The organism is Streptomyces sp. NPDC002057, from assembly GCF_040296665.1.
Lineage (GTDB): Bacteria > Actinomycetota > Actinomycetes > Streptomycetales > Streptomycetaceae > Streptomyces.
The window spans coordinates 34,905-56,680 of sequence record NZ_JBEOXR010000050.1; the positions used below are offsets into that span (position 1 = coordinate 34,905).

Annotated in this window: 21 protein-coding genes and 1 tRNA gene; 14 read left to right on the forward strand and 8 right to left on the reverse strand. The window is 70.4% G+C overall.

Features of this window, described 5'->3' with window-relative positions; genetic code table 11:
- The first annotated feature begins 152 nt into the window (after nucleotides 1-152).
- Nucleotides 153-1,586 carry a choice-of-anchor A family protein gene (locus ABT129_RS29860; RefSeq protein ID WP_351907799.1) on the forward strand — a complete coding sequence of 478 codons (1,434 nt, stop codon included), beginning with the start codon at nucleotides 153-155 and terminating at the stop codon, nucleotides 1,584-1,586.
- A 193-nt stretch (nucleotides 1,587-1,779) separates the two neighbouring features.
- Here ABT129_RS29860 and ABT129_RS29865 read toward each other — a convergent pair whose 3' ends face one another.
- Nucleotides 1,780-2,946, reverse strand: a complete 1,167-nt coding sequence (locus ABT129_RS29865) for a competence protein CoiA family protein (RefSeq protein WP_351907801.1) — start codon at nucleotides 2,944-2,946, stop codon at nucleotides 1,780-1,782.
- A 114-nt stretch (nucleotides 2,947-3,060) separates the two neighbouring features.
- Between ABT129_RS29865 and ABT129_RS29870 the strand changes: the two genes are divergently transcribed.
- Both ABT129_RS29870 and ABT129_RS29875 read left to right on the forward strand, forming a co-directional pair.
- Nucleotides 3,061-3,135, forward strand: a tRNA-Trp gene (locus tag ABT129_RS29870).
- A 64-nt stretch (nucleotides 3,136-3,199) separates the two neighbouring features.
- On the forward strand, nucleotides 3,200-4,270 hold the full coding sequence (locus ABT129_RS29875; protein ID WP_351907858.1) for an MFS transporter: 1,071 nt from the start codon (nucleotides 3,200-3,202) through the stop codon (nucleotides 4,268-4,270).
- Between the two features lie 120 nt (nucleotides 4,271-4,390).
- Here the strand turns inward: ABT129_RS29875 and ABT129_RS29880 are convergent, their stop codons facing one another.
- Together ABT129_RS29880 and ABT129_RS29885 are read right to left on the reverse strand one after the other, a co-directional pair.
- Nucleotides 4,391-4,690, reverse strand: coding sequence for a hypothetical protein (locus ABT129_RS29880; protein ID WP_351907803.1), 300 nt, complete (start codon nucleotides 4,688-4,690; stop codon nucleotides 4,391-4,393).
- 912 nt (nucleotides 4,691-5,602) lie between these two features.
- On the reverse strand, nucleotides 5,603-5,983 hold the full coding sequence (locus tag ABT129_RS29885) for a winged helix-turn-helix transcriptional regulator (RefSeq protein ID WP_351907805.1): 381 nt from the start codon (nucleotides 5,981-5,983) through the stop codon (nucleotides 5,603-5,605).
- Between the two features lie 75 nt (nucleotides 5,984-6,058).
- Between ABT129_RS29885 and ABT129_RS29890 the strand changes: the two genes are divergently transcribed.
- The 5 genes from ABT129_RS29890 to ABT129_RS29910 all read left to right on the forward strand — a co-directional run bounded on the left by ABT129_RS29890 (nucleotide 6,059) and on the right by ABT129_RS29910 (nucleotide 9,849).
- Nucleotides 6,059-6,742: an NADPH-dependent F420 reductase gene (locus ABT129_RS29890; protein ID WP_351907807.1), complete on the forward strand. Its 684-nt coding sequence runs from the start codon at nucleotides 6,059-6,061 to the stop codon at nucleotides 6,740-6,742.
- Between the two features lie 38 nt (nucleotides 6,743-6,780).
- Nucleotides 6,781-7,422, forward strand: coding sequence for a hypothetical protein (locus tag ABT129_RS29895; protein ID WP_351907860.1), 642 nt, complete (start codon nucleotides 6,781-6,783; stop codon nucleotides 7,420-7,422).
- Between the two features lie 163 nt (nucleotides 7,423-7,585).
- A complete protein-coding gene (locus tag ABT129_RS29900; protein ID WP_351907809.1) occupies nucleotides 7,586-7,843 on the forward strand; it encodes a hypothetical protein in 258 nt (85 codons plus the stop codon).
- A 123-nt stretch (nucleotides 7,844-7,966) separates the two neighbouring features.
- Complete coding sequence (locus tag ABT129_RS29905; protein ID WP_351907811.1) at nucleotides 7,967-9,151, forward strand: threonine synthase; 1,185 nt, start codon at nucleotides 7,967-7,969, stop codon at nucleotides 9,149-9,151.
- On the forward strand, nucleotides 9,148-9,849 hold the full coding sequence (locus ABT129_RS29910) for a helix-turn-helix transcriptional regulator (RefSeq protein ID WP_351907813.1): 702 nt from the start codon (nucleotides 9,148-9,150) through the stop codon (nucleotides 9,847-9,849). Before ABT129_RS29905 ends, ABT129_RS29910 begins: the two co-directional genes overlap by 4 nt.
- 6 nt (nucleotides 9,850-9,855) lie before the next feature.
- On the opposite strand, the gene ABT129_RS29915 is transcribed toward ABT129_RS29910, so the two are convergent.
- On the reverse strand, nucleotides 9,856-10,920 hold the full coding sequence (locus ABT129_RS29915; protein ID WP_351907815.1) for a hypothetical protein: 1,065 nt from the start codon (nucleotides 10,918-10,920) through the stop codon (nucleotides 9,856-9,858).
- A 231-nt stretch (nucleotides 10,921-11,151) separates the two neighbouring features.
- Entirely contained in the window at nucleotides 11,152-11,451 is a 300-nt protein-coding gene (locus ABT129_RS29920) for a hypothetical protein (RefSeq protein ID WP_351907817.1), read from the reverse strand.
- 511 nt (nucleotides 11,452-11,962) lie between these two features.
- On the opposite strand from ABT129_RS29920, the gene ABT129_RS29925 reads away from it, so the two are divergent.
- Nucleotides 11,963-12,508 carry a DUF3885 domain-containing protein gene (locus tag ABT129_RS29925; protein WP_351907819.1) on the forward strand — a complete coding sequence of 182 codons (546 nt, stop codon included), beginning with the start codon at nucleotides 11,963-11,965 and terminating at the stop codon, nucleotides 12,506-12,508.
- 544 nt (nucleotides 12,509-13,052) lie between these two features.
- Here ABT129_RS29925 and ABT129_RS29930 read toward each other — a convergent pair.
- The gene (locus tag ABT129_RS29930) at nucleotides 13,053-15,212 is read right to left on the reverse strand and encodes a hypothetical protein (protein WP_351907821.1); all 2,160 of its coding nucleotides are present in this window, start codon (nucleotides 15,210-15,212) and stop codon (nucleotides 13,053-13,055) included.
- 158 nt (nucleotides 15,213-15,370) lie between these two features.
- On the opposite strand from ABT129_RS29930, the gene ABT129_RS29935 reads away from it, so the two are divergent.
- A complete protein-coding gene (locus ABT129_RS29935) occupies nucleotides 15,371-15,547 on the forward strand; it encodes a hypothetical protein (RefSeq protein ID WP_351907823.1) in 177 nt (58 codons plus the stop codon).
- Nucleotides 15,548-15,810: 263 nt separating this feature from the next.
- Nucleotides 15,811-16,320 (forward strand): GNAT family N-acetyltransferase, encoded by a 510-nt coding sequence (locus tag ABT129_RS29940; RefSeq protein WP_351907825.1) that lies wholly within the window; start codon nucleotides 15,811-15,813, stop codon nucleotides 16,318-16,320.
- Between the two features lie 457 nt (nucleotides 16,321-16,777).
- Here ABT129_RS29940 and ABT129_RS29945 read toward each other — a convergent pair whose 3' ends face one another.
- The gene (locus tag ABT129_RS29945; protein WP_351907827.1) at nucleotides 16,778-17,482 is read right to left on the reverse strand and encodes a hypothetical protein; all 705 of its coding nucleotides are present in this window, start codon (nucleotides 17,480-17,482) and stop codon (nucleotides 16,778-16,780) included.
- A gap of 299 nt (nucleotides 17,483-17,781) precedes the next feature.
- On the opposite strand from ABT129_RS29945, the gene ABT129_RS29950 reads away from it, so the two are divergent.
- Both ABT129_RS29950 and ABT129_RS29955 read left to right on the forward strand, forming a co-directional pair.
- Nucleotides 17,782-18,303, forward strand: a complete 522-nt coding sequence (locus tag ABT129_RS29950; protein WP_351907829.1) for a hypothetical protein — start codon at nucleotides 17,782-17,784, stop codon at nucleotides 18,301-18,303.
- 490 nt (nucleotides 18,304-18,793) lie between these two features.
- Nucleotides 18,794-19,789, forward strand: a complete 996-nt coding sequence (locus ABT129_RS29955) for a hypothetical protein (protein ID WP_351907831.1) — start codon at nucleotides 18,794-18,796, stop codon at nucleotides 19,787-19,789.
- Between the two features lie 184 nt (nucleotides 19,790-19,973).
- On the opposite strand, the gene ABT129_RS29960 is transcribed toward ABT129_RS29955, so the two are convergent.
- Nucleotides 19,974-21,065 (reverse strand): hypothetical protein, encoded by a 1,092-nt coding sequence (locus tag ABT129_RS29960; RefSeq protein WP_351907833.1) that lies wholly within the window; start codon nucleotides 21,063-21,065, stop codon nucleotides 19,974-19,976.
- 375 nt (nucleotides 21,066-21,440) lie between these two features.
- Here ABT129_RS29960 and ABT129_RS29965 point away from each other — a divergent pair, with 375 nt between their 5' ends.
- The gene (locus ABT129_RS29965) at nucleotides 21,441-21,677 is read left to right on the forward strand and encodes a hypothetical protein (protein WP_351907835.1); all 237 of its coding nucleotides are present in this window, start codon (nucleotides 21,441-21,443) and stop codon (nucleotides 21,675-21,677) included.
- The last annotated feature ends 99 nt before the right edge of the window (nucleotides 21,678-21,776 follow it).

Sequence of the window (21,776 nt, forward strand, 5' to 3'; positions counted from 1 at the left end):
CCACCACCCACCGCGCCGCACCCTCCACCGTCCACCCCGCACCCCTCACCACCCCCAAACCTCACCCCTAGCCCCCCAGCCCCCCCCAGCCCCCACCCGTCTCCACCCGTCTCCACCCCTCACCCTCCCCACCACCAGAGAACGGCACAGCCATGCCCAAAACGATCACCGGAACCACGGCCACGCGGGTGCGTGGAGCAGTGGCACTCGGCCTCCTCCTCGGCCTCTCGGCCCCGGGAGTCGCGCTCGCCGCGCCCCTCACCCCCACGACCGGGCAGTCCCCGTCGTGCCCGGCTCCCGGCAAGGAGCCCGGGATCGGCCACAACCCCCGCTTCACCGACGCCAACGTGGCTCTGTACGCGGGCGGCGACTACACCGCCGACGGCGCGACGGCCGAGGCGGAGGGCCTGCTGGTCGTCCGGGGCGATGCCACCTTCGCCAAGGAGTCCGGAGGAGTGTTCAACGTGGGCCGGGTCGGTGCCGGTTCGGGCATCCTGCCCGAGTCGGGCTCGGTGATGCTGTCGGTCGGCGGCAACCTGAAGATCGCCAAGGGGACCACCGTCGACGTGGGCCACGGCCTCACGGCGGGCCCGCGCTACGGCGGCGCGGTCCGGGTCGGCGGGGAGGTCGACGAGAAGGGCTCGCTGGTGACGAACGGCGGGGCCCTGACCACCGGCATGGGCGTGCGGGAGGCCCTGAGCCCGTACGACACGTTCGGCGACACGGTCAGAGGAGAGTCGGTCGCGCTCGGAGCGCTGAAGCCCACCGGCAGGAGCGTCCGCTCGGGCGGCACCGTGACCTTCGAGGGCGGCGGCGACGCGGCCGGCCCGCAGGTCTTCGAGATCTCCGCCAAGGACATCGACGGGGCTTCGGCCTTCGACTTCCGGTCGATCCCCGAAGGAGACGCCGTCCTGATCAACGTGACGGGCGGCCAGGCGGTCGGCATCGCACCCCTGTCGGTCGGGTTCAACGGCGACCGGGCGGACACGTACGACTCCCCGCGCTTCGGCGAAGCGGCCTCGCGGATCCTCTACAACTTCGAGGAGTCCGGCTCGATCAGCCTGGGCGGCGGGGGCAACTTCATGGGTTCGATCCTCGCGCCCAAGGCGACCGCGGACCTGACCGCCAGCACCAACGGCCGTGTCTACGTCGGCGGCGACATCCGCACGCACGGCACGGGCAACGAGAGCCACAACTACCCCTGGACCGGCTCCTCGAAGTTCGCGTGCAAGCCCAAGCCGACCGCGCCGGAGAGCCCGGACGAGACGCCTGAGCAGCCCGGGCCCTCCCAGCCCACCTCCACCCCGTCGCAGCCCGGCGCCGAGACCACACCCCCGACGGAGCCGGGCACGTCCACCCCGTCTGCCCCGTCCACCGAGACCCCCGCACCGTCCACTCCGACGCCCGCCCCCTCCGAGTCGACGCCCGGGCAGCCCACGACACCCCCGACGGGTGGCAAGGACGACGGCTCGCTCGCGACGACGGGCGCGGGCCAGTTCGCGCCGTACGCGATCGGGGCCGCTGTGCTGGGCGCGATCGGCGGAGCGATCCTGCTGGTCACGCGCCGCCGCAAGGCACAGGGCTGACGCAGCCCGCGTCACCCTCCCCGGCCCCGGGTCCGACGCCGAGGCGTCGAACCCGGGGCGCCGACCGACAGCGCGGCCGGACGCCGACCGACAGCGCGGCCGGACGACCGAGACACACCACGCAACCCCTCCCGCCGGCACCCACCACACACACCCCCCACCCCACGCATCCCCACTCCACCCACCCAGCCCGCTAGTACACCCCACCCGGCCGAACCCACCAGCACTCGAACGACTCCGATACCGGGGACGCCACGAACACCTTCACGTCGCCGAAGGCCAGGTCGGCCACCCGGTGCAGGGCCGGAACGTCGTCGACGAGGACCGGGGCCGTCTCCACCCACTCCCCGAGCCGGGCGGGCAGCGCCACGGCGACGACGCGCACCCCGCCGTCCCGCTTCACGTACAGCGGTCGGCCGTCCCCGTACGCGGCGGAGGGCGTGCCGAAGAACGTGTCGTGCCCGAGCGCGCCCCGCACGATCGCCTCGAAGCTCCGCCACCACGCGGATCCGATCCCCGTCCGGGTCCAGAATCGCTCGTACGCCGCCGCCCTCTCCTCCTTCGCGGCCTGGGCCTGACGGCGGCGAACGTCCTCCGCCTCCCGCTCCGCAATCCGGCGCGCGGACTCCTCCTGCGCGGCGGCCGCGTAGTGGGGCGCGGTCCAGAACCGGCCCCGATAGGCCTCCCAGGGTTCGCCCGGTCCGTAGACGATCCGTTCCTCGTGCTGGGCCAGGCGTCCGTCGAGGACCCAGGCCACCGCCTCGTTCAGCGCGACGGCCTCGACCGCCTGCCAGCCGCCACCGGCCGAGTATCGGGCGATCACACCGCGCACCGTCCGCGGCCCCCCGTCGGGGCTCGTGACGTGCAAGGACGGAACAGCCGCCATCCACGGCCGGGTGCGCTCGCGGTCGTCGAACCAGCACACGTCCACTCCGTCGGCCGCGTACCGCTCGGTGCGCTCGCGCACGGCGTCCTCGGTGATCGGCGAGAGCTGGGCCTCCAGCGCGTACCGAAGGCCGTCCGGAGATACGGCGAGTACATCGGCCCGCCAGGCGCCGTGGGGCGCGGCGGCCTCCAGGAGTACGTCCCAGCCGGCGGCCCGTCCTGCAGAGGCGAGGTCCGACTTGAGCAGCAGGTGTCCGACGCTCTCGCCCGCCATGGGACAGTCGGGCGTGCGCCGCCGGTGGGCGAAGTGCCGGAGCCCCAGAACCGACGTACGGGCGACCATCCGGCCCTCACAGGCCGCGCAGGACAGCGGAGCCCGCGCCCGGTGGATGTCCTCCCAGCCCACTCCGCACCCCAGATCGGGCTGGGTGGCGTCCAGCCTTCCGTGTTCGGGGTGCTGGGCGGTGAAGGGCATGGCCGGAACCTCCCCACGGCCGGACCGCCGTACGCCGCCGAAAACCACTTCATCGTATGGTCGCCAAATCCAGTGGCGCCAAGATCGATCCAGGTGCCAAGCTCCTTCCACCGAAGGGGCGTAGCTCAGCCCGGCCAGAGCAGCGGACTCCAAACCCGCATGTCGCAGGTTCAAATCCTGTCGCCCCTGCACGAGCGGGAGAGCGGCCAGGTCCTCAGGGACCTGGCCGCTCTCCCATAGGCTGATCGCGGGGATACCGGGAGGCCACCTGGCCGACCGGCACGGCCCGCGCACGATCATGATGCTCGCCCTGGCGGTCCAGGCCGTGGCGATGTCCGCGCTCGTGCTGGTCGAGAGCTGGACCGCCCTCACGGTCATCGCCACCGTCGACCAGCTGGCGGCGGCCGCCGGCGGCGCGGCCTGGGGCGCCCTCGTCGTCCGGGTCGGCCCCGACCGCCCAGCGATGTTCAGGGCGAAGCTCCGCACGTACGTCAACCTGGGCGTCGTCCTGGGAACCGTCGGGGCCGGATTCGCGGTCGCGGCGAACTCCCGTACCGCCTACACCGTGCTGATCCTCGGCAACGCGGCCAGCTTCGCGCTCTGCGCCCTCCTGCTGTTCCTGCTCCCTCACTACCGCGCGCTGGCGGCGCCACCGTCGCAGGAGCGCCGCTGGATCGCCCTCACCGACCGCCCGTTCGTCACCTTCACGGCCCTCCACGGTGCGATGGGGCTCCAGTACCCGGTGGTCTCCCTCCTCCTCCCGATCTGGATCTCGGAACACACCGACGCACCGCGCTGGACCGTGGCCGCGGTGTCCGCGATCAACTCCGGGGTCTGCGTCCTGTTGCAGGCCAGAATCGGCTCCCGCATCGAAACGCCTCAGGACGGCGGCAGGGCGTTCCGCACGGCAGGACTGCTCTTCCTCGTCAGCTGCCCGATGATGGCCCTGTCCGCGCACACCCCCGTGTGGGCGGCCGCAGGCCTCGTGGTCGCGGCGATCCTCGTCCACAGCCTCGGCGAGATCTGGGAATCCTCGGCCGGCTTCGCCCTCGGCTTCGGCCTGGCACCGGACCACGCCCAAGGCCAGTACCAAGGGCTCCTCGGAATGGGCTTCAGCGCAGGCCAGGCGCTCGCCCCCGCCCTTCTCACCACCGTCGTACTCGGACTGGGCACGACGGGCTGGCTGCTCCTCGGCGCGTTCTTCGCCACTCTGGGAGCCGCCGGCCCCCCGCTCGAACGCTGGGGCACACGAACCCGATCACGTCGGACGGCCGCGGCACCCGCCGCGGACACCGGCGGCACACCGGACGAGGCACACGCGTAGCTGACGAAGCGGCAGGAGCGACTGGAACGGAAGTCAGCCCTGCCCGAGTCGTGGGCGACAGAGAAGAGGGAAAGGAGACACCGACGAGAAGGGACGCGGGACACTCGGCCGGGAGTCCGGTCAGGGGACGTCGTGGCCGATCGCCCGGATCACGTCGGCCAGCCACACCAGGTGGTGACCCACGGCCCGGTCCTGCTGACCGAGGAGATCCTCAAGGTGCTGCCACGACTCCGAGAGCTGTCCGACGGTGAGTGTCCGGGGCTCGGCACCGATGGTGTAGAGCTCGTCGGCCGGGACCGCCCAGAAGAGGTCTTCCTTCAGTGTCACGGTGGGTCCGGCTGACGCTTCGATGTGCCGAAGCGCCACGTCCACCGCTTGACGGAGCTGGTCGATGGGTATCTGCACGGGTTCGCTGGCCATGAGCGCCATCTTCACGCAGTCACGTCGGCAACGACACATCGGAGCACGACACCGCCCGGCTCCACCTGTTCGTACGGCTCCGGCTCCACCTGTTCGTAGGGCTCCGGCTCCACCTGTTCGTACGGTTCGTACGGTTCGGGGGCGGCCCGATCTGCTTCGCCCGCGCGGCGCAGACCTCGCTTCCGCTCCGGGTGGCCGCCTGGATGCCGACCTGCCTCTTCCTGGTGGAATCTTTCCCTCTTACCGGGGATCGGTGCTGCTCACATGGGGTGAAGGAGTCCCGTGACTCGTTTCCTGGACCCGGGCTTGAGGCGTTGATGGGGATGTGAGTACCTCAAGCACCACCCCGATACAGCCCGCTCCTCTCGCCACCCCCGCTCCTTCCGCCGTGCACGACTCGGGCGTGGACACCGCGCCCTGCGCCATAGCCGTCGCACCCTGCGCCGCTCCGGGTCTCATGAACGCCGCTGCCACCAGGGGACGGCAGACGGCTCGGACCGGCTCACCGTCGACGACGGCCACGTCATGATGTTCATACTCCTGACCTGCGTACCCATGGTCATGGCGGTCCTCCTGGTCCAGCGGGAACCCTCCGAACCCCGCCACAGCCGCAGCCGTAGGCGCGCGGCCCAGCCTGCCCGTCCCGCCCCTCGCAGGACGTTGGTCCACTGCCGTCTGGCCCTCCCGCTCCCGGAGGCAACGGCGTAGGCAGGGAGAGGCGTTGGCGGCAAGAGCGTGGGGCGGACAACAGGACACAGGCTCCCCACCCGCCCCACCCGCGCCGCGGCTGATCGCCGGCCCCGAGTCCTGTGTGGTCCCACACCACGGTGTGGGACCACACAGCGTTTCTCCCCGGCCGCCGTCCACCGGGCGGGGGTGTCGTGGGCGCCGGTGGTGTCACCGCCTCCGGCACTAGGGTGCGGAAGGCGGGGACTGCGGGTCAGGAACGCACGCTGCGTCCTGGGCCGCCATGACCTCATCGCCGTACTCGAAGGCCCATGCCCCGACGGCGTCGATGGGCGCCAGCAAGGTCCGGCCCAGAGCGGTGAGTCGGTACTCGACCCGTGAGGGCGCGTCGGAGTCCGCCCGGCGTTCGACCAGTCCGTTGAACTGCAGCCGGCGCAGAGTCTCGGTGAGCACCTTGGAACTGATGCCCCCGATCCGCTCCCGCAACTCGACCGGGCGCCTGGGACCGTCGCGCAGTGCCCAGAGCACCACGGCGTTCCAGGTGTTGGAGAGCAGGTCGAAGGCGAGGCGGGCGCGGCAGTCGGCGAGGAAGGCGTCGGTCGTCACGTACCACATGGTGCCCGAACGACTCTCTAGCGTCGGTACGAACGTTCGTAGCAGGCACGGAGAGGGACCATTGCGATGAGAATCGGCGTACTGGGCACGGGCAACATGGCCGACGCGCTCGCCACCCACTGGGTGCGGGCCGGGCACGACGTGACCGTCGGGGGACGGGACCCGCACAAGGCGGAGCGGCTCGCGACCCGGATCGGAGGCGGCGCGAGGCCCGCGAGTCTGCGCGAGGCGGCCGAGTCCAGCCAGGTGGTGCTGGCCGCGCTGCCCTTCGGGGCGGGAGCGGACGTGGTACGGGACCTGCGCGCGGTCCTGGAGGGCAAGGCGCTGCTCGACTGCTCCAACCCGGTCGGGCCGGGCTTCCGGCTGCTGACGGAAGGAGGCCCGTCAGCCGCGCGGCGACTGGCGGCGGCGGCACCGGGAGCCCACGTGATCAAGGCGTTCAACCTCTGCCACGAGGACGTGTGGCGCATGCGGCCGCCCGTCTTCGGCGGGCGGCCACTGGCCGTTCCGGTCTGCGGAGACGACGAGACCGCCCTCGCGCGTGTGCGGGAACTGGTACGGGACGTGGGCTGCGAACCCGTGGCCGGCGGCGGTCTCGAACGCGCGGGACTCCTCGAAGCGACCGCCGCGCTGTTCATCGGGCTGTGGGTCGGCGAGGGAGCGGACGCCCAGGCGATCGCCCCTCCGCTGGCGTACGCGGCCGGACCGAGCCACCAGGAGACGGAGGGCGGCACGGCAACTCTCCGGTGAGGGGGCGGGGATACGGGACACTCGGCCAGGTGGTGACGATGCAGCCCGTCCTGGAGACGTACGCCCCCGACGGCTTCGCCCTCTGGCCCGTCGCCGAGACCGAGCCGTTCGGGTACCTGACACTCAGCGGTGGGCTCACCTCCGCCGAGGTCGGGACGGCGGTGATGCGCATCGCCGCCTGCAACGACATCGACCCCGCCCCCCACGCGGCAGACGACCGCCCTCCCAGGCCGACCGACCCGCTCGGATCGTTCCTGCACGGCCTGCTCACCTTCGACAGCCCCTTCGCGGCCGGCGGGCTGCGGGTCGCGGACAGCTCCACAGGCGCCACCCTCCTCGCCGGCTGCTGCAACGGGCTGGAGGAGTGGCGCGCCTGGTACACAGTCATCGGCGGTGGCGGACCGGTCTCCTTCGGCCATGACCCCGACCCCGTCGCCGAACTTTTCGGCGACACCGTCCGGCTGACCGTCGACGTCGAGCACAACGACAGCCCCGTGATCGAACTGCCTCCCGTCGCGCTCCGCCACCTCCTGGACGGGGTCGAGCGAGACCTGACCGGCTTCCTCACCCTCGCGACCGACTGGGCCTCCCACCACCTACCCGACCACGCGGCCCCCGTCGCAGCCGCCCTGGCACGAGCTCTCGACCTACCCCCGCCGGTCGTGTCGCCAAGTCGATAGGGACACCACCTGATGGAAGGCGACGAGACCACACCCGACACAGATCAGGCGCGCCGCCGCCCCGCGCCCAGGAACCCCACAGGCGTCCGGTGTTCGCCGTGGACCCTTCCGCGTTCGGTCCTCCCTCACGTGACCTGTGGGGTGCGGGACGCGTTCATCAGCCATGCGAAAGATCATCACGTGCGGTCTGCTGGCCGCCGCTGCCCTCTCCGCCACCACGCCCGCCTTCGCCGACAACGACAGCAACTTCGGCAGCGGGGTCAACGCGGCGAACAACTGGAACTTCACCGCCGCTGACGTGTGCATCCAGGAACTCGCCGTGGTGCCCGCCCTCAGCGACTGGACCGGTGACCACAAGAACAACTGCTCCAACGGCAACGTCAGCGACCACTCCAGCAGCCCGGTGCCGCCCGGTCACTGACCCTTGGACGTACTGTGTAAATCTGGATGGTACGTCTAAGGTGGAGGGGTCGGGGTGTGTCTGTCGGTCCGCGCGACCCGGCGACACGCGAACACGCCGAGCGAGGAGCAGCCGGAACCGCCCATGAACGCCGAACAGCACTCAGCCGCCCCCGCCCCCTACCTCTACGACCGGTCCGGAAGGCGCTACGGCCTGGACGACCCTCGCTGGCGAGGCGAGGACGGCAGCCCCCTCGCCGTCAGCGCACTGCCGGGCCTGCGTCCCGAGCGGATCGACACCGCCGAGCGGTCCTTGTGGCGCTACCACGCGGCCCTGCCCGTCCCGGCCGCCCGGCGGGTGAGCCTCGGCGAAGGGTGTACGCCGATGGTGCCGATGGAATGGGGCGGCGGGCGCGTCCACTTCAAGCTGGAGTGGTTCAACCCGACCTCCAGCTTCAAGGACCGGGGCGTCTCGGTGATGATGTCCCACCTCGCGGCGCACGGCGCCGACCGCGTACTCGAGGACAGTTCGGGCAACGGCGGTTCCGCGGTGGCCGCCTACGCGGCCGCCGCCGGCATCCGCGCCAAGATCATCGTTCCCGCCGCCACCTCGGCGGCCAAGATCCTCCAGGCCCGCGCCTACGGAGCCGAGATCGAGCTCGTGGACGGCACCCGCGAAGAGGTCTCCGACGAGGCGATCCGGCAGTCCGAGCAGATCCCCTACGCCAGCCACAACTGGCACCCCATGTTCATCCAGGGCACCAAGACCGTCGCCTACGAGATGTGGGAGTCCCTCGGATTCACCGCACCCGACAACGTGGTCCTCGTCGCCGGAGCGGGCAGCAACATCATCGGATGCGACCTCGCGTTCGGCGAACTGCTCGAAGCAGGTCAGATCGAGAAACGCCCCCGCCTGTTCGTCGGACAGCCCGAGCACTGGGCGACCATCGCCGACACGTTCAACGGCGTCGACCCGGCCGGCCGCGGCGAGCGGACGCCGACGATCGCCGAGGGCGCGTCCATCGCCCACCCGGTCCGGCTGCCCGAGGCGGTGGAGGCCATCCGCCGCTCCGACGGCGCCGCCTACGCCGTCCCCGAGGCGGAGATCCACACCGCGGTCCGCGCACTGAGCGCCCGGGGCCTGTACGCCGAACCGACCAGCAGCGTCGCCGCGGCGACCCTCGACCACTTCATCGCGACCGGAGAGATCGCCCCGAACGAGACGACCGTGGTCGTGCTCACCGGCGCGGGGCTGAAGTCCGCCGAGAAGATGGCCGCGGTGTTCGCCGGGCCCGGTGACAGCACTCAGGAATCGAGCAGGACGCGATGACACACCCCACCGGCCGACAGGACGACCGCCCCACAGACCAGCCCGCCGCACCTGAGGCCGGGCGCCACCTACCGGATGACGAGCACCTCGTACGGGAGGTGGAGCGCATCGCTGTCGCCGTCGGGCGCATGTTCCCCGGTCTGTGCGAGGTCGTCGCGCACGATCTGCGCCGACCCGACAGCGCCATCCGCGCTATCGAGAACAACCTGTCCGGACGTCAGGTCGGCGACTCCGCCACCGAACTGGGCCTGCGCCGCATAGCGGACCCCGACTACCCCGGCGTCATCCAGAACTACAGCAACCGGTTCCCCGACGGACGCCCGGCCAAGAGCACCTCGATCGGCATCAGGAACGCCGAGGGACGCTACATCGCGGCCCTGTGCCTGAACCTGGACGTCAGCACGCTGTCCCCGCTGGCCATGGCCCTCGCCGGCCTCGTCGCCACCGATGCCGAACACCAGGGCGAGACCCTGGAGACCCGGCACGACCGCCCCGGACGCGAACTCCGCTCGGCCATCGACTCCTTCGCGGCGCAGCACTCCACCACTCCGCGAGCCCTCAACCGCGACCGGAAACGCGAGCTGGTACGGCAGCTGCACCGCGAGGGCTTCTTCGAGACCCGCAGCTCCGCACAACTCATCGCCGACCAGCTCGGCGTCTCCCGCGCGACCGTCTACAACTACACCAGAGAGCCCTGATGCGATTCAGGACCCCGAAGGCAACCTCTTGCAAGGGAATGCCCCTGCCTGGTCAGGGATGAAGAGCTCCTCCCCGGCCAGGTCCTCGTACATCTGGGAGATCCCGTCCGCCGCGCCCGCCGCTTTGAAGCGCACGCTCTCGGATTCGGTGTGGAGGAAGTACGCCTGCGGGCAATCGCACCCCGAGACGAACGCGTAGAACCTCCCTCGATGGGCCTCCTCCAGGAGTGCGGTCGGGTAGGAGAAGAAATGCCTACCGCATAGCGCGGGCACTCTGACCTTCCCCGCCACGAACCTGCTCTGTGGCACGGAGGTCGCACGAGCCCAAGCCCGGATCTCCACAGGTTCGACCGTGGAGCGCAGCATCTTCCCGGACGCGAGGCGGGGATAGGAGGATTCCGTGCACGGTTGTCCCCCCGGCCATGGAATCGGCACATCCGACGGCCACAGCCGCGGCATCTCCAGCTCCATCGTCGTGTCGACCTCCCACGCGGACATGGTGAAGAACAGCCCGTGCAGGAGGAGTGCGCCGAGGACAAGGGTGATCGCGTACCCCTGTGGCACCGGCGCCTCGGGAATGCCCGGAATCCGGACCGTGAGCGGCGTGACCTGGCAGGCCGCTTGCCTCTCCGCTCCTTCGTACCGACCCACCCAGAAACGGCTCGTGTCGAGCGGCCGCATCTGGTCTCGGCATTCGTGAAAGGCCTTGTAGACAGAGGGAGGAAGGCCGTACCCCGACTTCCGCTGTTCCTCGCTCGACAGGAGCATCGCCGTGAGCGCCGTCTTCTCGGCCCACATGGCGATCAGGGCCTGATCCTCCGGTGCGATCGTCCCCCGTGAGCCGAGGATCAGGGGAGTCAGGACGCGCTGGGCGACCACCTCGAGTCGGCTCATCCACCCGTTGTTGCACGAGGCGCAGAAGTTCTTCACCGTCTGCCGATAGGGAGGCTGCCGTCCCATGTTCCGGGGCAGACCGTTCAGGGGCCCAGCCCAATGCTGCACCGGACTGAGGTCCAGGCCGACCTTGCTGACCCACTGGCCGAAGACGTGCTCACGGGTCAGTGGCTCCATGGACCCACAGAAGGCGCAGGGGGCAGGCATGGGCGCATTATCCACTCGGCGCCCCCGGCGCCACACGTCGATGATGCGCGCACGTACCGCATCGTCCGGAGGAGCCTGAGAAAGGGCCCGAGGGCGATCGGGCCACGAGCTCCATGGAAGAGAGGCACCCCCAGGAGGCGCCGCCCTTCCATGGAGCGACGGAAGCCGGTCTACACCACTACCGACCGTGGTGAATGACCGTCAGTTCTGGGAGCCGGAACGATGACCGATGTTCGCGATGGCGCTGTTGATCCCCGCCCTGATGATTGCCTCATTGTGCTTGTCGGCTACCTCCACGCCCTTGGCCAGAGCTTTGAACGCGGGCTCCATGACCGCGTCGTACGCCTTACCGTGGTCCCGGCCCGTCACGACTGCCGCCCCGGCGGCAGCGAGCGCGAAGGGAGTCGCGACGACAGTCGTGGCGATGATTCCGAAGTAGCCGACAACCCATCCGGACAACGTCTTGGGCTTGAGTCCTTCATCTGGCACTGTGGCCCCCATTCGACATGAGGTGACAGAGCGATTCCGCTCCATGACACATCGTCGCCACTCGGTGGCTCCGAATCCTCATGCTTAAGTCGGGTCATGCACTCCCACATCAGGAGGATTGACATAGGCCGACCGGCCATAACGCCCCGCGCGGAGCCACTCGTGAAAGCGTGGCCCGCTCGCCCCGACGCCGATACGGGGAACCTCGATCGCCCAAGTCCCCTGGGCCCAGACAGCCTCAGAGTGGGCCGTAGTGGGCGTGGGGCGGGCCGAAGCATCTCCACACGCCCCCGCCGGCATCAGCCGCGGCTGCGTACCGGACGTGCCGCTGCACCACCTCGGCGACCGCGACGAACTCTCCACGGTCCGCGCCTTCGGGATGTCGCTGTCGATCCGATGACGAGCGGGCACTCATACCGACCAGGAAGTCGTTTCTGTTGGTGGCGGGGTGCCGGGCATCATGGTCGTCCGCGGAGCCGATGGCGAGAGGACGGGTGCGGTGTCGGGAGGCGGACAAAGGGCCTTGACCGAGCTGTGGCAGCAGCATTGGCCCACATGCCCTCCGGTCGGGTACAAGCTGCGCGATCCGTACCGGGATCGCTGGGTGCGCTTCCACAGCCTGCCGGAGTCGAAGCGATACCCAGAGGACGAGAGCGAGTACGCCGTCGTCCTGGAGCGGTACAACACTGTCCTCGATGAGTTGTTCGCCGGTGGGCACGTCTACGTGATCACCCCGGTCTGGGCGACCGAAGCCGAGGTTCCGCCATTCCAGCCAGATGCTGGCTACTGGCAGACCCTGCCGGTGGTGGACGATCCCGACCCGGAGTTCCGTACCTACTGCCACCTCTTCGCCGCCCGGCGACCTTGGCAATACGGCTGCCTCGACGAGCTGCTCCGTGACATCGCGGACGACAAGGTGGCGGGAGTCCTCATCACCGACACCGAGATGGGACGCATCTATCACCCCTACGACGGTGGCGCCGATGTCTTCCTCGCCACGCCCGAGGAGCGGGATCGGGCGCGCGATCGGCATCCTGACTGGCTTTCCAGCCATCCTTCGGGGCTCTGAACGGATGGGCTCACCACGTCGCCGGGTCAGGTAGCCAGCCGACGGAAGCACCTGCCGGGCTGGACACCATCTGCGCGATCAGCCAGGACCGCCACCGCCCGACCCGTCCCCGCCCCCTTCCCTTACGATGCCGTCAGGATTCCAGCCTGACTCGGTGGCGGTCACCCTCGCGGTCCGGGCCGTCCGGCGCTACCGCAAGCGGGCCGGCGCAGGGGACGGCGCGGACTAGAACCGACGACGCCCGGATGGGGCCCAGCCGAGCCGGCCGGACCTCGCCGAATGAGGGCGCCCCGTGGGGGATGACCCCGGAGTTTGCGGGAGCGGCACGGCTGCCACAGACATCCGGTGGATGCTCTGGGCGCAGCTCCGAGCATCCACGGAGCCGGGGGCGGGCGTGCCACAGGACCGCGCAGACCCTCAGGACGACGGCGCGCGCCAACGGCGCGCCCCGACATGTCCGGGTCGGGGCCGCCCCCCCCGCCGCCCCGGGGGCGTGGTGGGCAACGTTCCGTGCTGCTTAGGCGGCCGGGGTTGCTTTCGGGTGTCAGATGAATCCGAGCCGGAGGGCGATGGTGTGCCCGCCGAGATCGTGGCCGGTGAGGTCGGGCAGGTAGAAGCCGAGGAACAGGACCGGCAACCAGGCGGCGAGGAGAATCCCGGTCCATTTGGTGGAGCGGGCCAGATAGGTGGCGAGGGGTATCGCGAGGCCGGCGAGGCAGAGGTTGGCGAGGATGCCCAACAGGAGCACCCAGATGCTCTGGACGGGGTTGCTCTCGAAGGTGGCGCTGACGGTGATGCCGGTCCAGGCGGCGAACCCGAGGACGAGCAGGGGGACCAGGGAAGCCAGTGTGGGGTACGGCGTGGGTGGCAGAGTGTTGCCGCTGATACGAGAGCGGCGGGGGGTACGGCGTGGTGGGGCGGTCCGCGGGTCGCTGACGATGGTGTGGGCCGCGCGGAAGGCCTCGACTTCCTCCGGAGTGGCTCCCATGGCTGTCACCAGGCGCTCCAGGTCTCCCCACTCCGGTATCGCGAGGCCGGCGATCCAGGCCCGTACGAGCGCGGCGTTTCTGTGTGAGGCCTGTCCGGTCGCCGCCTGGGCCATCGCCGGAGAACTCCACCGCTTCCGGCCGGACCGGAGCCTGAGTGCCTGGATCCCTTCTCCCAGCTGATGGCCGCGCGACACACGGGACAACGCCTGCACCAGTTCGCCGGGAGGTGCTTTCGCTTCGCTGTCCTGCCTGGTCACGGAGCTGTTCGCATTGTTCGCGTTGTCCGTGTCCCGCCCGCGGCCGACGTCACTGCCTACCGGTACGCCTGCGACATCGTCCACGACCTCGGGGTCGTCCACGACCCCGGTCTCGTCATCGTCCACGATCTCGTCCACGATCTCGGTCTCGTCATCGTCCACGATCTCGTCCACGATCTCGGTCTCGTCATCGTCCACGATCTCGTCCACGACCCCGGTCTCGTCATCGTCCACGATCTCGGCGTCGGTGATGTCCACGGGATCGGAGGCCGATGGCCGGGCAGGTGGCCGGGCGGGCGGCCTGGCGGGCGGGGGCGCGGTCCATGCGCCCAGTCCGGTCGGAACGAGGATGTCTTCTTCGCCCTCCGACTCGCCCGCGGGATGCTCGTATCCGTCCCGGTGGGTGTCCGACCCAGCGGCCGCGTCCCGGAACGGGACCGGCAGGATACGGCCGATGGCGCCCTGGCCCGAGGGACTGCTGCCTTGCTGGACGGCAGCGTTCTCGTGTGAGGCCGGCGAGGGGTTGTCACCGCCCTCCCGCGAGGGGATGGTCCCGTGACCATCCGGCGGGATGAAGATCTTGCCCCGTTCCGGATCGGGTTCGAGAGAGGTCACGCCGAGGTCGTCTCCCAGGTTCTCGATTCCCTGGTCACGTTCGACGAGTTCGTCGGCCGACTGGTCCAGTGCGTCGTCCATCAGGTCGAAGGACAGCAGGAGCGGATCCACGCCGTCCCGCTGTGCGGGCAGGACCGTTGGTGGCCCGCCTTCCGCGACATGGCGGGCGGCCGCCAGCAGCTGCGACACCTTCTCCTCGGACGCGCGGAGCAGTTTGTAGGCGTTCTTGGCCGAGCGGAAGGCACGCTCCCGCTGCTCCTCGGCCCGCTCGAGGAGCTTCTGCGACCGTTCGAGAGCCTGCTGGATCTCCTCGGTCTCGGACCGTGCTTCTCGCAGGGCCCGGGTGTACTCCGCCTTCAACTGCACACTGCTGTCCTGCAGAGCGGAGACCATCCCCTCCAGCCGGGCACGGTGCTCCTGGGAGGCGGACAGCTTCTGCGATGCCTCGAGCTGCTGCAGGCGCGCATCGTCCAGACGGGTGACCAGTTCGGACGAGGTCTTCCTGGGGCGTACCGCCGGCAGGGGCGCGCCGGCCACGCGCAGCTTCTCTGCCTCCACGGCATCCTGCAGGAGCTGGTGCCCTTCCTGGCTCAGCCTCTCGCGCATGTCCTGGTCGGGGATCAGTTCACCGAGCAGAGCGTCGATGAGATCGGCCGGGATGTTCCGGGAGCCGTTGCGCCACGGCGTCCAGGACGACTTGCCGTAGGAGAACCTCTTCGAAAGATCGGCCACCGTCATGTTCAAGGTGATCGCCCGCACCCACTTGGCCAGCTCGTTGGCCTGTTCGGTCAGCCCCCTCAGTTCCGTCAGCCTTCGGCCTGCCGCACGTCGCTGCTCCGGCACCTTGCCCCCCACCGCGCTGGAAACCTGTGAACAACCTCCGGGCCTTGTTCGCAGACTTCGCCCGTCACCTGCGGCAACGGTTCCGGCCCCGACCGAACAATCTCACGCCACGTCACCTTGGAGTCACCCATCCGACCGAGTTGTCAGGAGGTTGCTCCATGCCTGCACCCGCCCCGCCCGGGCCCACCCGCAAAAGCTGGCCCTACGCCGTGGTCGTCATCCTTGTCCTGGCCCTCAACGACGGCTGGCCCGCCGCCGACGTCATCAAGCTCGCCACCGTCCTGCTCGTCCTGGTCGCCCTCATCGTCCGCGCCGGACCCCACGACGACGCCTGACCCATCTCCACCCTTCCGGTGGGTCCTTGGGCGGATGAGCGGCCCGCACCGCCCGGTGCGGGCCGCTCGGCGTGAAGGCGGTTCGGGCAGCTCGCCGACCTCCTACCGTCACGGTCACGTCGGCCTCCCCTGCTTCTCGCCTTGAAGGCGGCGGAGCTTGTGCGACCGCCGATGGACACCACCACCATGACCGCCAGGCACTGTTAGCCGTTTCACCTGCCCTGATGTGGCTTCGCTCCTGCTCATGGGCGACTCTGGAGCCCATGGAGATCAGAACGGGCCGCAGGAGCGATGCGGCCGACGTTGCGGCGCTGCATGCCGAGAGCTGGCGCAAGGCGTATGCGGAAATCATGCCCAGCAGCTTCCTGGCTGGCCCACTCCTCGAGAATCGTCTGGAGCTCTGGACCCGCCGACTTGACGAGCCGCACCCAGGGGCGGCGCTGTTCGTGGCTGAGGAGGCGGCCGAAGTGGCGGGTTTCGCGTACGTGATCCCTCAATCCGGCGGTCGGCTCTTGCTGGACAACCTGCACGCCAGGCCGGGCCGCACCGGGTCCGGGATCGGCGGCCGACTGTTGGCGCACGCCCTGGCATGGGCGGCCGACGAACACCCGGACAGCTCGGTCTACCTGGAAGTGCTGCGCGCCAATACACGCGCCATCGCCTTCTACGAGCGGCATGGCGCTCTGCGCACTGACGAACGCGTCTGCCGGTTCGAGGAAGGATTCGAGTTGCCCGAGCTCGAGTACACCTGGCCTGTCGCCTCACCCGCGTAGGCAAGCACGGCGGGTACTCCCGAAGGCTCGTCGAACGTCCGGCGCCGGCGGTCCGCCGCCCCCGCGGCTGCGGTCCGGTGAGGGTTCTCCCCTGCCGTTCGCCGGTGTGTCCGCCGAGGCCACGCACCGGGGTCTCATGCAGCGCGCGGGGTACGACGACGAGCCCGTGGCGGACTACCACCTGCGCGGCCGGTTCGGGGTTCTGCGCTGGGGACCCACCACCGACAGCCTCGATGGTTCCTACGAACGGCGCCGGGTGGGCTGGAGAGCCGGCAACGGCAACGGCAACGGCAGCGGCAGCGGCAGCGGCAACGGTGACAGCGCGTCAGTGGACGATTGCCACGGCAGAGCGGATGCGCCGGAGACCGCCACGATCGCCCAGGCTCGCGCAGACGCTGCCGTCGCCACCGCGCTCGCGAGGGATGCCCCGGGCCCGGGAGGCCACCCGCCGCAACGGCTACTGACCGGTCCCGGCCCGGGAGATCGCGGGGAAGCCCGCGGCCGTGTCGACGTAGTACTTGCGGATCAGCGGGCCGAAGCCGTTCGGGTCGTTGCCGAGGAGCATGAGCTTGATGTGCGCGATGGCGTCCGCGTGCGTGAGCGCGGACACCTTCGCGACGGTGTCGCCAACGGTCCTCTTGGTCGTCCACGTCTGCCGGGCCTCTGTCGCGGCACTGACGTCGGGGTCGAAGGCCAGGAAGAAGGGGCGCCCGCCGGGGCCGCCGTCGTTGCCCGTGGCGAGGAGCACGATCACGTGGAATCCGGCCCCGTTCGATTGGATGAACAGGCTCTTGGATCCGCCGACGTGGTCGGTCGGGCCCTTGACGGTCACGGCGCGGTCGGCGTGCAGGCGCTCGCTGATCGCGGTCCACTTGGCCGTGATGTCCCCGGCCGCTGACAGATCCGCAGGGTCGTACAACCCCCCTGCTCCGGGGGAGCTGAGGGCCGTCCCTACGCGCTTGCCGCGGGCCTCGCAGAGCTTGTCCAGCATGCCGGTGAACGTCGTGGCGGTCGGCAGCTGCAACCAGAACGTGACGCGGTCGAGGACGCTTCCCACGCCTGGCGCGGGATTGTTGTCGATCGCGGCCCCGATCCGGGTCCGCAACGACGCGACCGCCGGGATGGTCACGTCCGCTGGCAGAAGGTAGGCCTGCTCGATCATGAAAGATCCCCCGTCCGGCTCCGTCGCTCCCACTATGGCGTACGGAACGCGCTACCGGTGGAGCAACCGGAGAAGGACCAACAGCGGTGCTGGACAAGCTCTACCAGGGAGGCTCAGGCGTACAGCCGAAGGGACGTCACTGGGCAGTCGCAAGACACTCCGTGACTACTGCAGAACACGGAAGTCGAGTCAGAACCCCACTCTCAACAGCACACGAGGAGGGCGGCCGGGGCAGGCACCGAGCCCTGGCGTACGTTCGAACCTATGACGCGCACCCTGAGATCCCGGCTGGTGACCCAGTGAGCGGCTGGTGGGCCTACCTGGAGGAGCGGACCTGCCGAGAGGTCGATGCCGACGTGCTGCGCGACCGCCGGCTGTCGGCGGTCAGGTCCGTCTGGGAGGCGCTGCGCCCACTGGGGGTCGGCCTGCACGAAGCCGAGCGGGTGGTCCACGCGCGATACGAGGCTCTGGGCGACCGCGTGCAGCGCACGCCGCCTGATCCGCTGGACCTCCCCTCGCTCGCAGCCCGCGCCGCGGCTCTCCCCGGCCGTGTGGTGGCGGTGGAGGCGCTCTGGGACGGCGATACCGTGCACGACTGGTTCGTGCTCCTGGTCGCGGTTCTGGACGCCCCAGATACAGAGGCCCACCTGGCGACTGTCTACCACCGATCCGACGGCCGTCCTCCTGGTGTTGCCGCCGCCGAGGCCGGCCGGGCGCTCGCCGACCACCTTCGCGTGCCCTTCCACTTCGCGTCCCCGGACGTCCCTGACGACGACGCCCCGCGCTGGAGGACGCCCCAAGGGTTGGCGGAAGGGCCGTGAACGAAGACGAACTCCCTGCCGACCCGCGTACGACTGGACCGCCATCCTGCCCCCAACGGGCCGGCCCTCCGCGCTCACCTGCCTCACCCGGCCCCGGACCGGCACCGGCGGTGCGGGTCCGGATGCGGGTCGCTAGGGTCGCTCACAACTCGCGCCGATAGTGGCGTGCGCGGGCGAGGCGGACCGGCACCCGAGCGCTCTGTGCGGAGTACTGCCGGGCCCTCAACCCCTCTGTCACACGCTTCGTGCCACACCCCCTGTCACCCACTCTGACCAGTGACAGGACCCTGCAACCCCCAATCTCCTGACCGAGTCGGGCCGGACGAAACGCATCCGGCGGACCGCCGCCAAGGCCCTCGCCGCCAGCCGCCACCCGCCACCCGCCACCCGACAGAACGAGAACAACGACGGCTAGGCGCCCTCCGCCAAAGCCGGACGGCATGCGGCAATCCGTTCGCGCGACGACTTCCCGGCCGCATACGGTCTGCGCATGACCAGGACCACGCCGCCCAGACCGATATCGGTGGAGGCCGTGTTCCCGGAACTGGCCTCCTACCGGGGCCGGACGACCCGCCTGCACCCCCGGCCGGGACAGCCCGGCGTGCGCGACAGCCATGTCGGCGGGCCGATGTTGTGGCCGGACAGCGAGCCGTGGCCGGTCTGCCACGAGCCTCACCCACACGAGACCGAGGGGTACGTGCCGGACGAGATCCGCAGCGCCCGTGCGGCGGGCGTCCGGCCGCGGAGCCACCCGTGGCCCGGTGCCGACGCACCCGGTAAGAACGGATCGGTGCCGTTCGTGGGGCTGGCCCAGTTCTTCCGCCGGGACATCCCGGGCCTGGCGGCCGGGCCCAACGGCGCGGACCTGGTACAGCTCTTCCGCTGCCCGTCCACCCACGGCCCGTACCTGGAGCGCCGCTACCTCCTGCGGTGGCGGCGGGCGGCGGAGACCGAACGCGCGGAACGCTTCCTCGCCGCGCCGCCCGAAGTGCCCCTGCTCCGGTGGGAGGACGAACTCCCCGAGCCGTGCGTGCTGCACCCGGAACAGGTGGACACCTATCCCTGGGCGGAGGACGACACGCTGCCGGCCCCGCTGATCGCCCTCATCGACGCCTGGGACGACGCCCAGGCGGCGGAGCACGGCCGCGACGCCACCAGCTACCAGAGCGACCTGTCGATCCCACCCGGCTGGAGGGTCGGCGGCTATCCCAGTTGGGCGTCGACGGGCCCGTTGACCGTCGGCTGCACGTCCTGCGCGACCCCGATGCGGCTGCTGCTGACCGCCGGCGGCGACGAGATGGACGCCGACTCGCACAGCTGGATGCCGCTGGAGGACCGCGACCCGTCCCTCCGGGGCAAGGCCTCGATCCGGGGCGGCCGGTCCGTTACCCAGCCCACCCGTCTCCGCTTCGGCCGGGACCGGGACCTGCACGTCTTCACCTGCCCAGCCGACCCCGGACACCCACCCCAGTGGGTGCTCTCCTGAGGCCCTTTCAGGGCGATGGACGTGACCAGCGGGTACTACTGGGGCTCCCATCCCACCACACGCACAGAACAGCTTCCCGCATCTCACCCACACTCCCCGCAGCAGCCGCCCGTGGCCGCTCCCAGGACCGGCCCACGAGCGACACGGCGCCTTCGATCTCGGCTGGGTGTCACCGTCCTCAACCTCATCGCCGACGGCGTCGCCCGCCGGTGGCCGAACCCTGGCTGGAGGAAGGCGAGGACCGGTGGGCCGTCTGCACAGAGGAGGACGGGTGGAGACGCGTCCGAAGCCAGTACGAGTGGGCCGCGACGGTCAGGGCGATTCCGTAGGCAGCGAAGGCGACCACCCCGATCCAGCCGACCAGCAGCGCGTCGCCGGAGGAGTGAAAGTCCCCGCGCCGCATCGTCACCACGCCGGCCGTGGCCAAGGCCAAGTACCCGATCCCCACGACGCCGTACGGCGCGAGCGTGGCGGCGCCGAGCAGAGCCGGGGCGAGCGGGAGCCATCGCGGCACCCGCCGGCCGCGCAGGAACAGCGTCCAGCGCGGGAAGACCTGCCCCCACGGGCGGACCAGGCCCCAGAGCAGGAAGACGCCGAGCACGGCCAGCAGAGCGGTGGGGTCCAGCCCCCAGGACTCCAGGGTGAGGAAGATCCCTGAGGCACCGTTCCGCTCCGAGACCGCGAGCATCTCCTCACCAGTGATCCCCGCGAACGTGCCGCCCGACGCCCAGACCCACTTCATCGCCGCGTACGGGACGAAGGCCAGCGTCCCCACCCAGGCGGCGAGTTGCGCGAACCGTGGTGCGGTGGACGGCACTCGAATGCCAGTGCCAGCAGACCGGCGGCCGGACCGGGCCGTGGCCGCGAGCAGGACCGCCCCGACCGCCGCCAGGGCCTTGTTCGCAGCGGCAGCCCAGCTGTCCACTCCCTGACCGACCACCAGCGTGATCACATCCATCAGCAGGCTGAACGCGATGATGCCGGCCAGCCCGCAGGTCACCCAGAGCAGCACCCGTAACGCCGGCCGCAGCCCGTACCGCACCACCGCCCCGCTGCTCAGCGCCGCCAGCACACCCACCGCCATGACCGCCCAACCCAGCCCGGAGCCCCCTGCGTCACCGCCGTACGAGAGCAACGAGGTCCCGCTCAGCGCGCACGCCAGGCCGAAGACGGCATACAGCACCGCCCACAGCACCGATGCCCAGGCCACCCAGCGCGGCCATCGCCGCCACCAGCCGCTCCAGAGCACCTTCATCGTCCGTTCCACCCTGGTCATGCTCCGAACGTCGCATCGACCGCACAGGGGTGGCGTCGGCCGCCGGAACGATCTCCCTCCCTCCGCCGGGTGAGTGACGCTGAGACCAAGGGGTGAGTGACGGAGCGTCACATCTCAACCGGCCGCCCGTTGGGGAGCTCGGAGGGGGGCAGCTGTCAGCCATCCAGGCCGACAGCAGCTGGAACGGCGCCTACCTCTGCGAACACCTCGCGCACCGAATCGAACGCCGCCTTGCCACAAGAGGCTCCGCCCCCGGCCCCACCAGCCGAGCGGTCCGCCCCGCGACCCTCCGCCCGATCCTGGCCGCCTGGAAGCAGGGCGGGGAGGGCCGCCACGCGATGGCTGCGAGCCTCACTGTCCCGCTACGGTCGATCTGTGACGCCACGCCCTTCCGAAGCCTCATCGGCCCGCCGCAACACCTCCGTGCCGACGAAGAGGCCGCCCTTGTCGCCGGCGCAGATCACGGCGATCGAATGCCCGAGCTGCGGCTGCCGGATCCACGGCGTGAACTCGCGTTACGCGTGCACCCGATGCAACTGGCTGAGCCGCTGGGAGGACGGCGACACCGAACTGCCGAACGAAGCCGACGATCCGTGGCCGCGCAAGAAATGACCCCTTTGAGGAACAGGCCTCGGCGATCTCTGCTCACGCGGAGCGCTGTCGCCATACGCGTGAACGTCCTCAACTCAGTAAAGGTGAACGTGTCCGGTT

Coding starts and splice junctions, on each gene's coding strand:
- ABT129_RS29860 (WP_351907799.1), top strand. CDS start 153: ATGCCCAAAACGATCACCGGAACCACGGCCACGCGGGTGCGTGGAGCA.
- ABT129_RS29865 (WP_351907801.1), bottom strand. CDS start 2,946: ATGCCCTTCACCGCCCAGCACCCCGAACACGGAAGGCTGGACGCCACC.
- ABT129_RS29880 (WP_351907803.1), bottom strand. CDS start 4,690: ATGGCCAGCGAACCCGTGCAGATACCCATCGACCAGCTCCGTCAAGCG.
- ABT129_RS29890 (WP_351907807.1), top strand. CDS start 6,059: ATGAGAATCGGCGTACTGGGCACGGGCAACATGGCCGACGCGCTCGCC.
- ABT129_RS29895 (WP_351907860.1), top strand. CDS start 6,781: ATGCAGCCCGTCCTGGAGACGTACGCCCCCGACGGCTTCGCCCTCTGG.
- ABT129_RS29900 (WP_351907809.1), top strand. CDS start 7,586: ATGCGAAAGATCATCACGTGCGGTCTGCTGGCCGCCGCTGCCCTCTCC.
- ABT129_RS29905 (WP_351907811.1), top strand. CDS start 7,967: ATGAACGCCGAACAGCACTCAGCCGCCCCCGCCCCCTACCTCTACGAC.
- ABT129_RS29910 (WP_351907813.1), top strand. CDS start 9,148: ATGACACACCCCACCGGCCGACAGGACGACCGCCCCACAGACCAGCCC.
- ABT129_RS29915 (WP_351907815.1), bottom strand. CDS start 10,920: ATGGAGCCACTGACCCGTGAGCACGTCTTCGGCCAGTGGGTCAGCAAG.
- ABT129_RS29920 (WP_351907817.1), bottom strand. CDS start 11,451: ATGGGGGCCACAGTGCCAGATGAAGGACTCAAGCCCAAGACGTTGTCC.
- ABT129_RS29935 (WP_351907823.1), top strand. CDS start 15,371: ATGCCTGCACCCGCCCCGCCCGGGCCCACCCGCAAAAGCTGGCCCTAC.
- ABT129_RS29940 (WP_351907825.1), top strand. CDS start 15,811: ATGGAGATCAGAACGGGCCGCAGGAGCGATGCGGCCGACGTTGCGGCG.
- ABT129_RS29945 (WP_351907827.1), bottom strand. CDS start 17,482: ATGATCGAGCAGGCCTACCTTCTGCCAGCGGACGTGACCATCCCGGCG.
- ABT129_RS29955 (WP_351907831.1), top strand. CDS start 18,794: ATGACCAGGACCACGCCGCCCAGACCGATATCGGTGGAGGCCGTGTTC.
- ABT129_RS29960 (WP_351907833.1), bottom strand. CDS start 21,065: ATGACCAGGGTGGAACGGACGATGAAGGTGCTCTGGAGCGGCTGGTGG.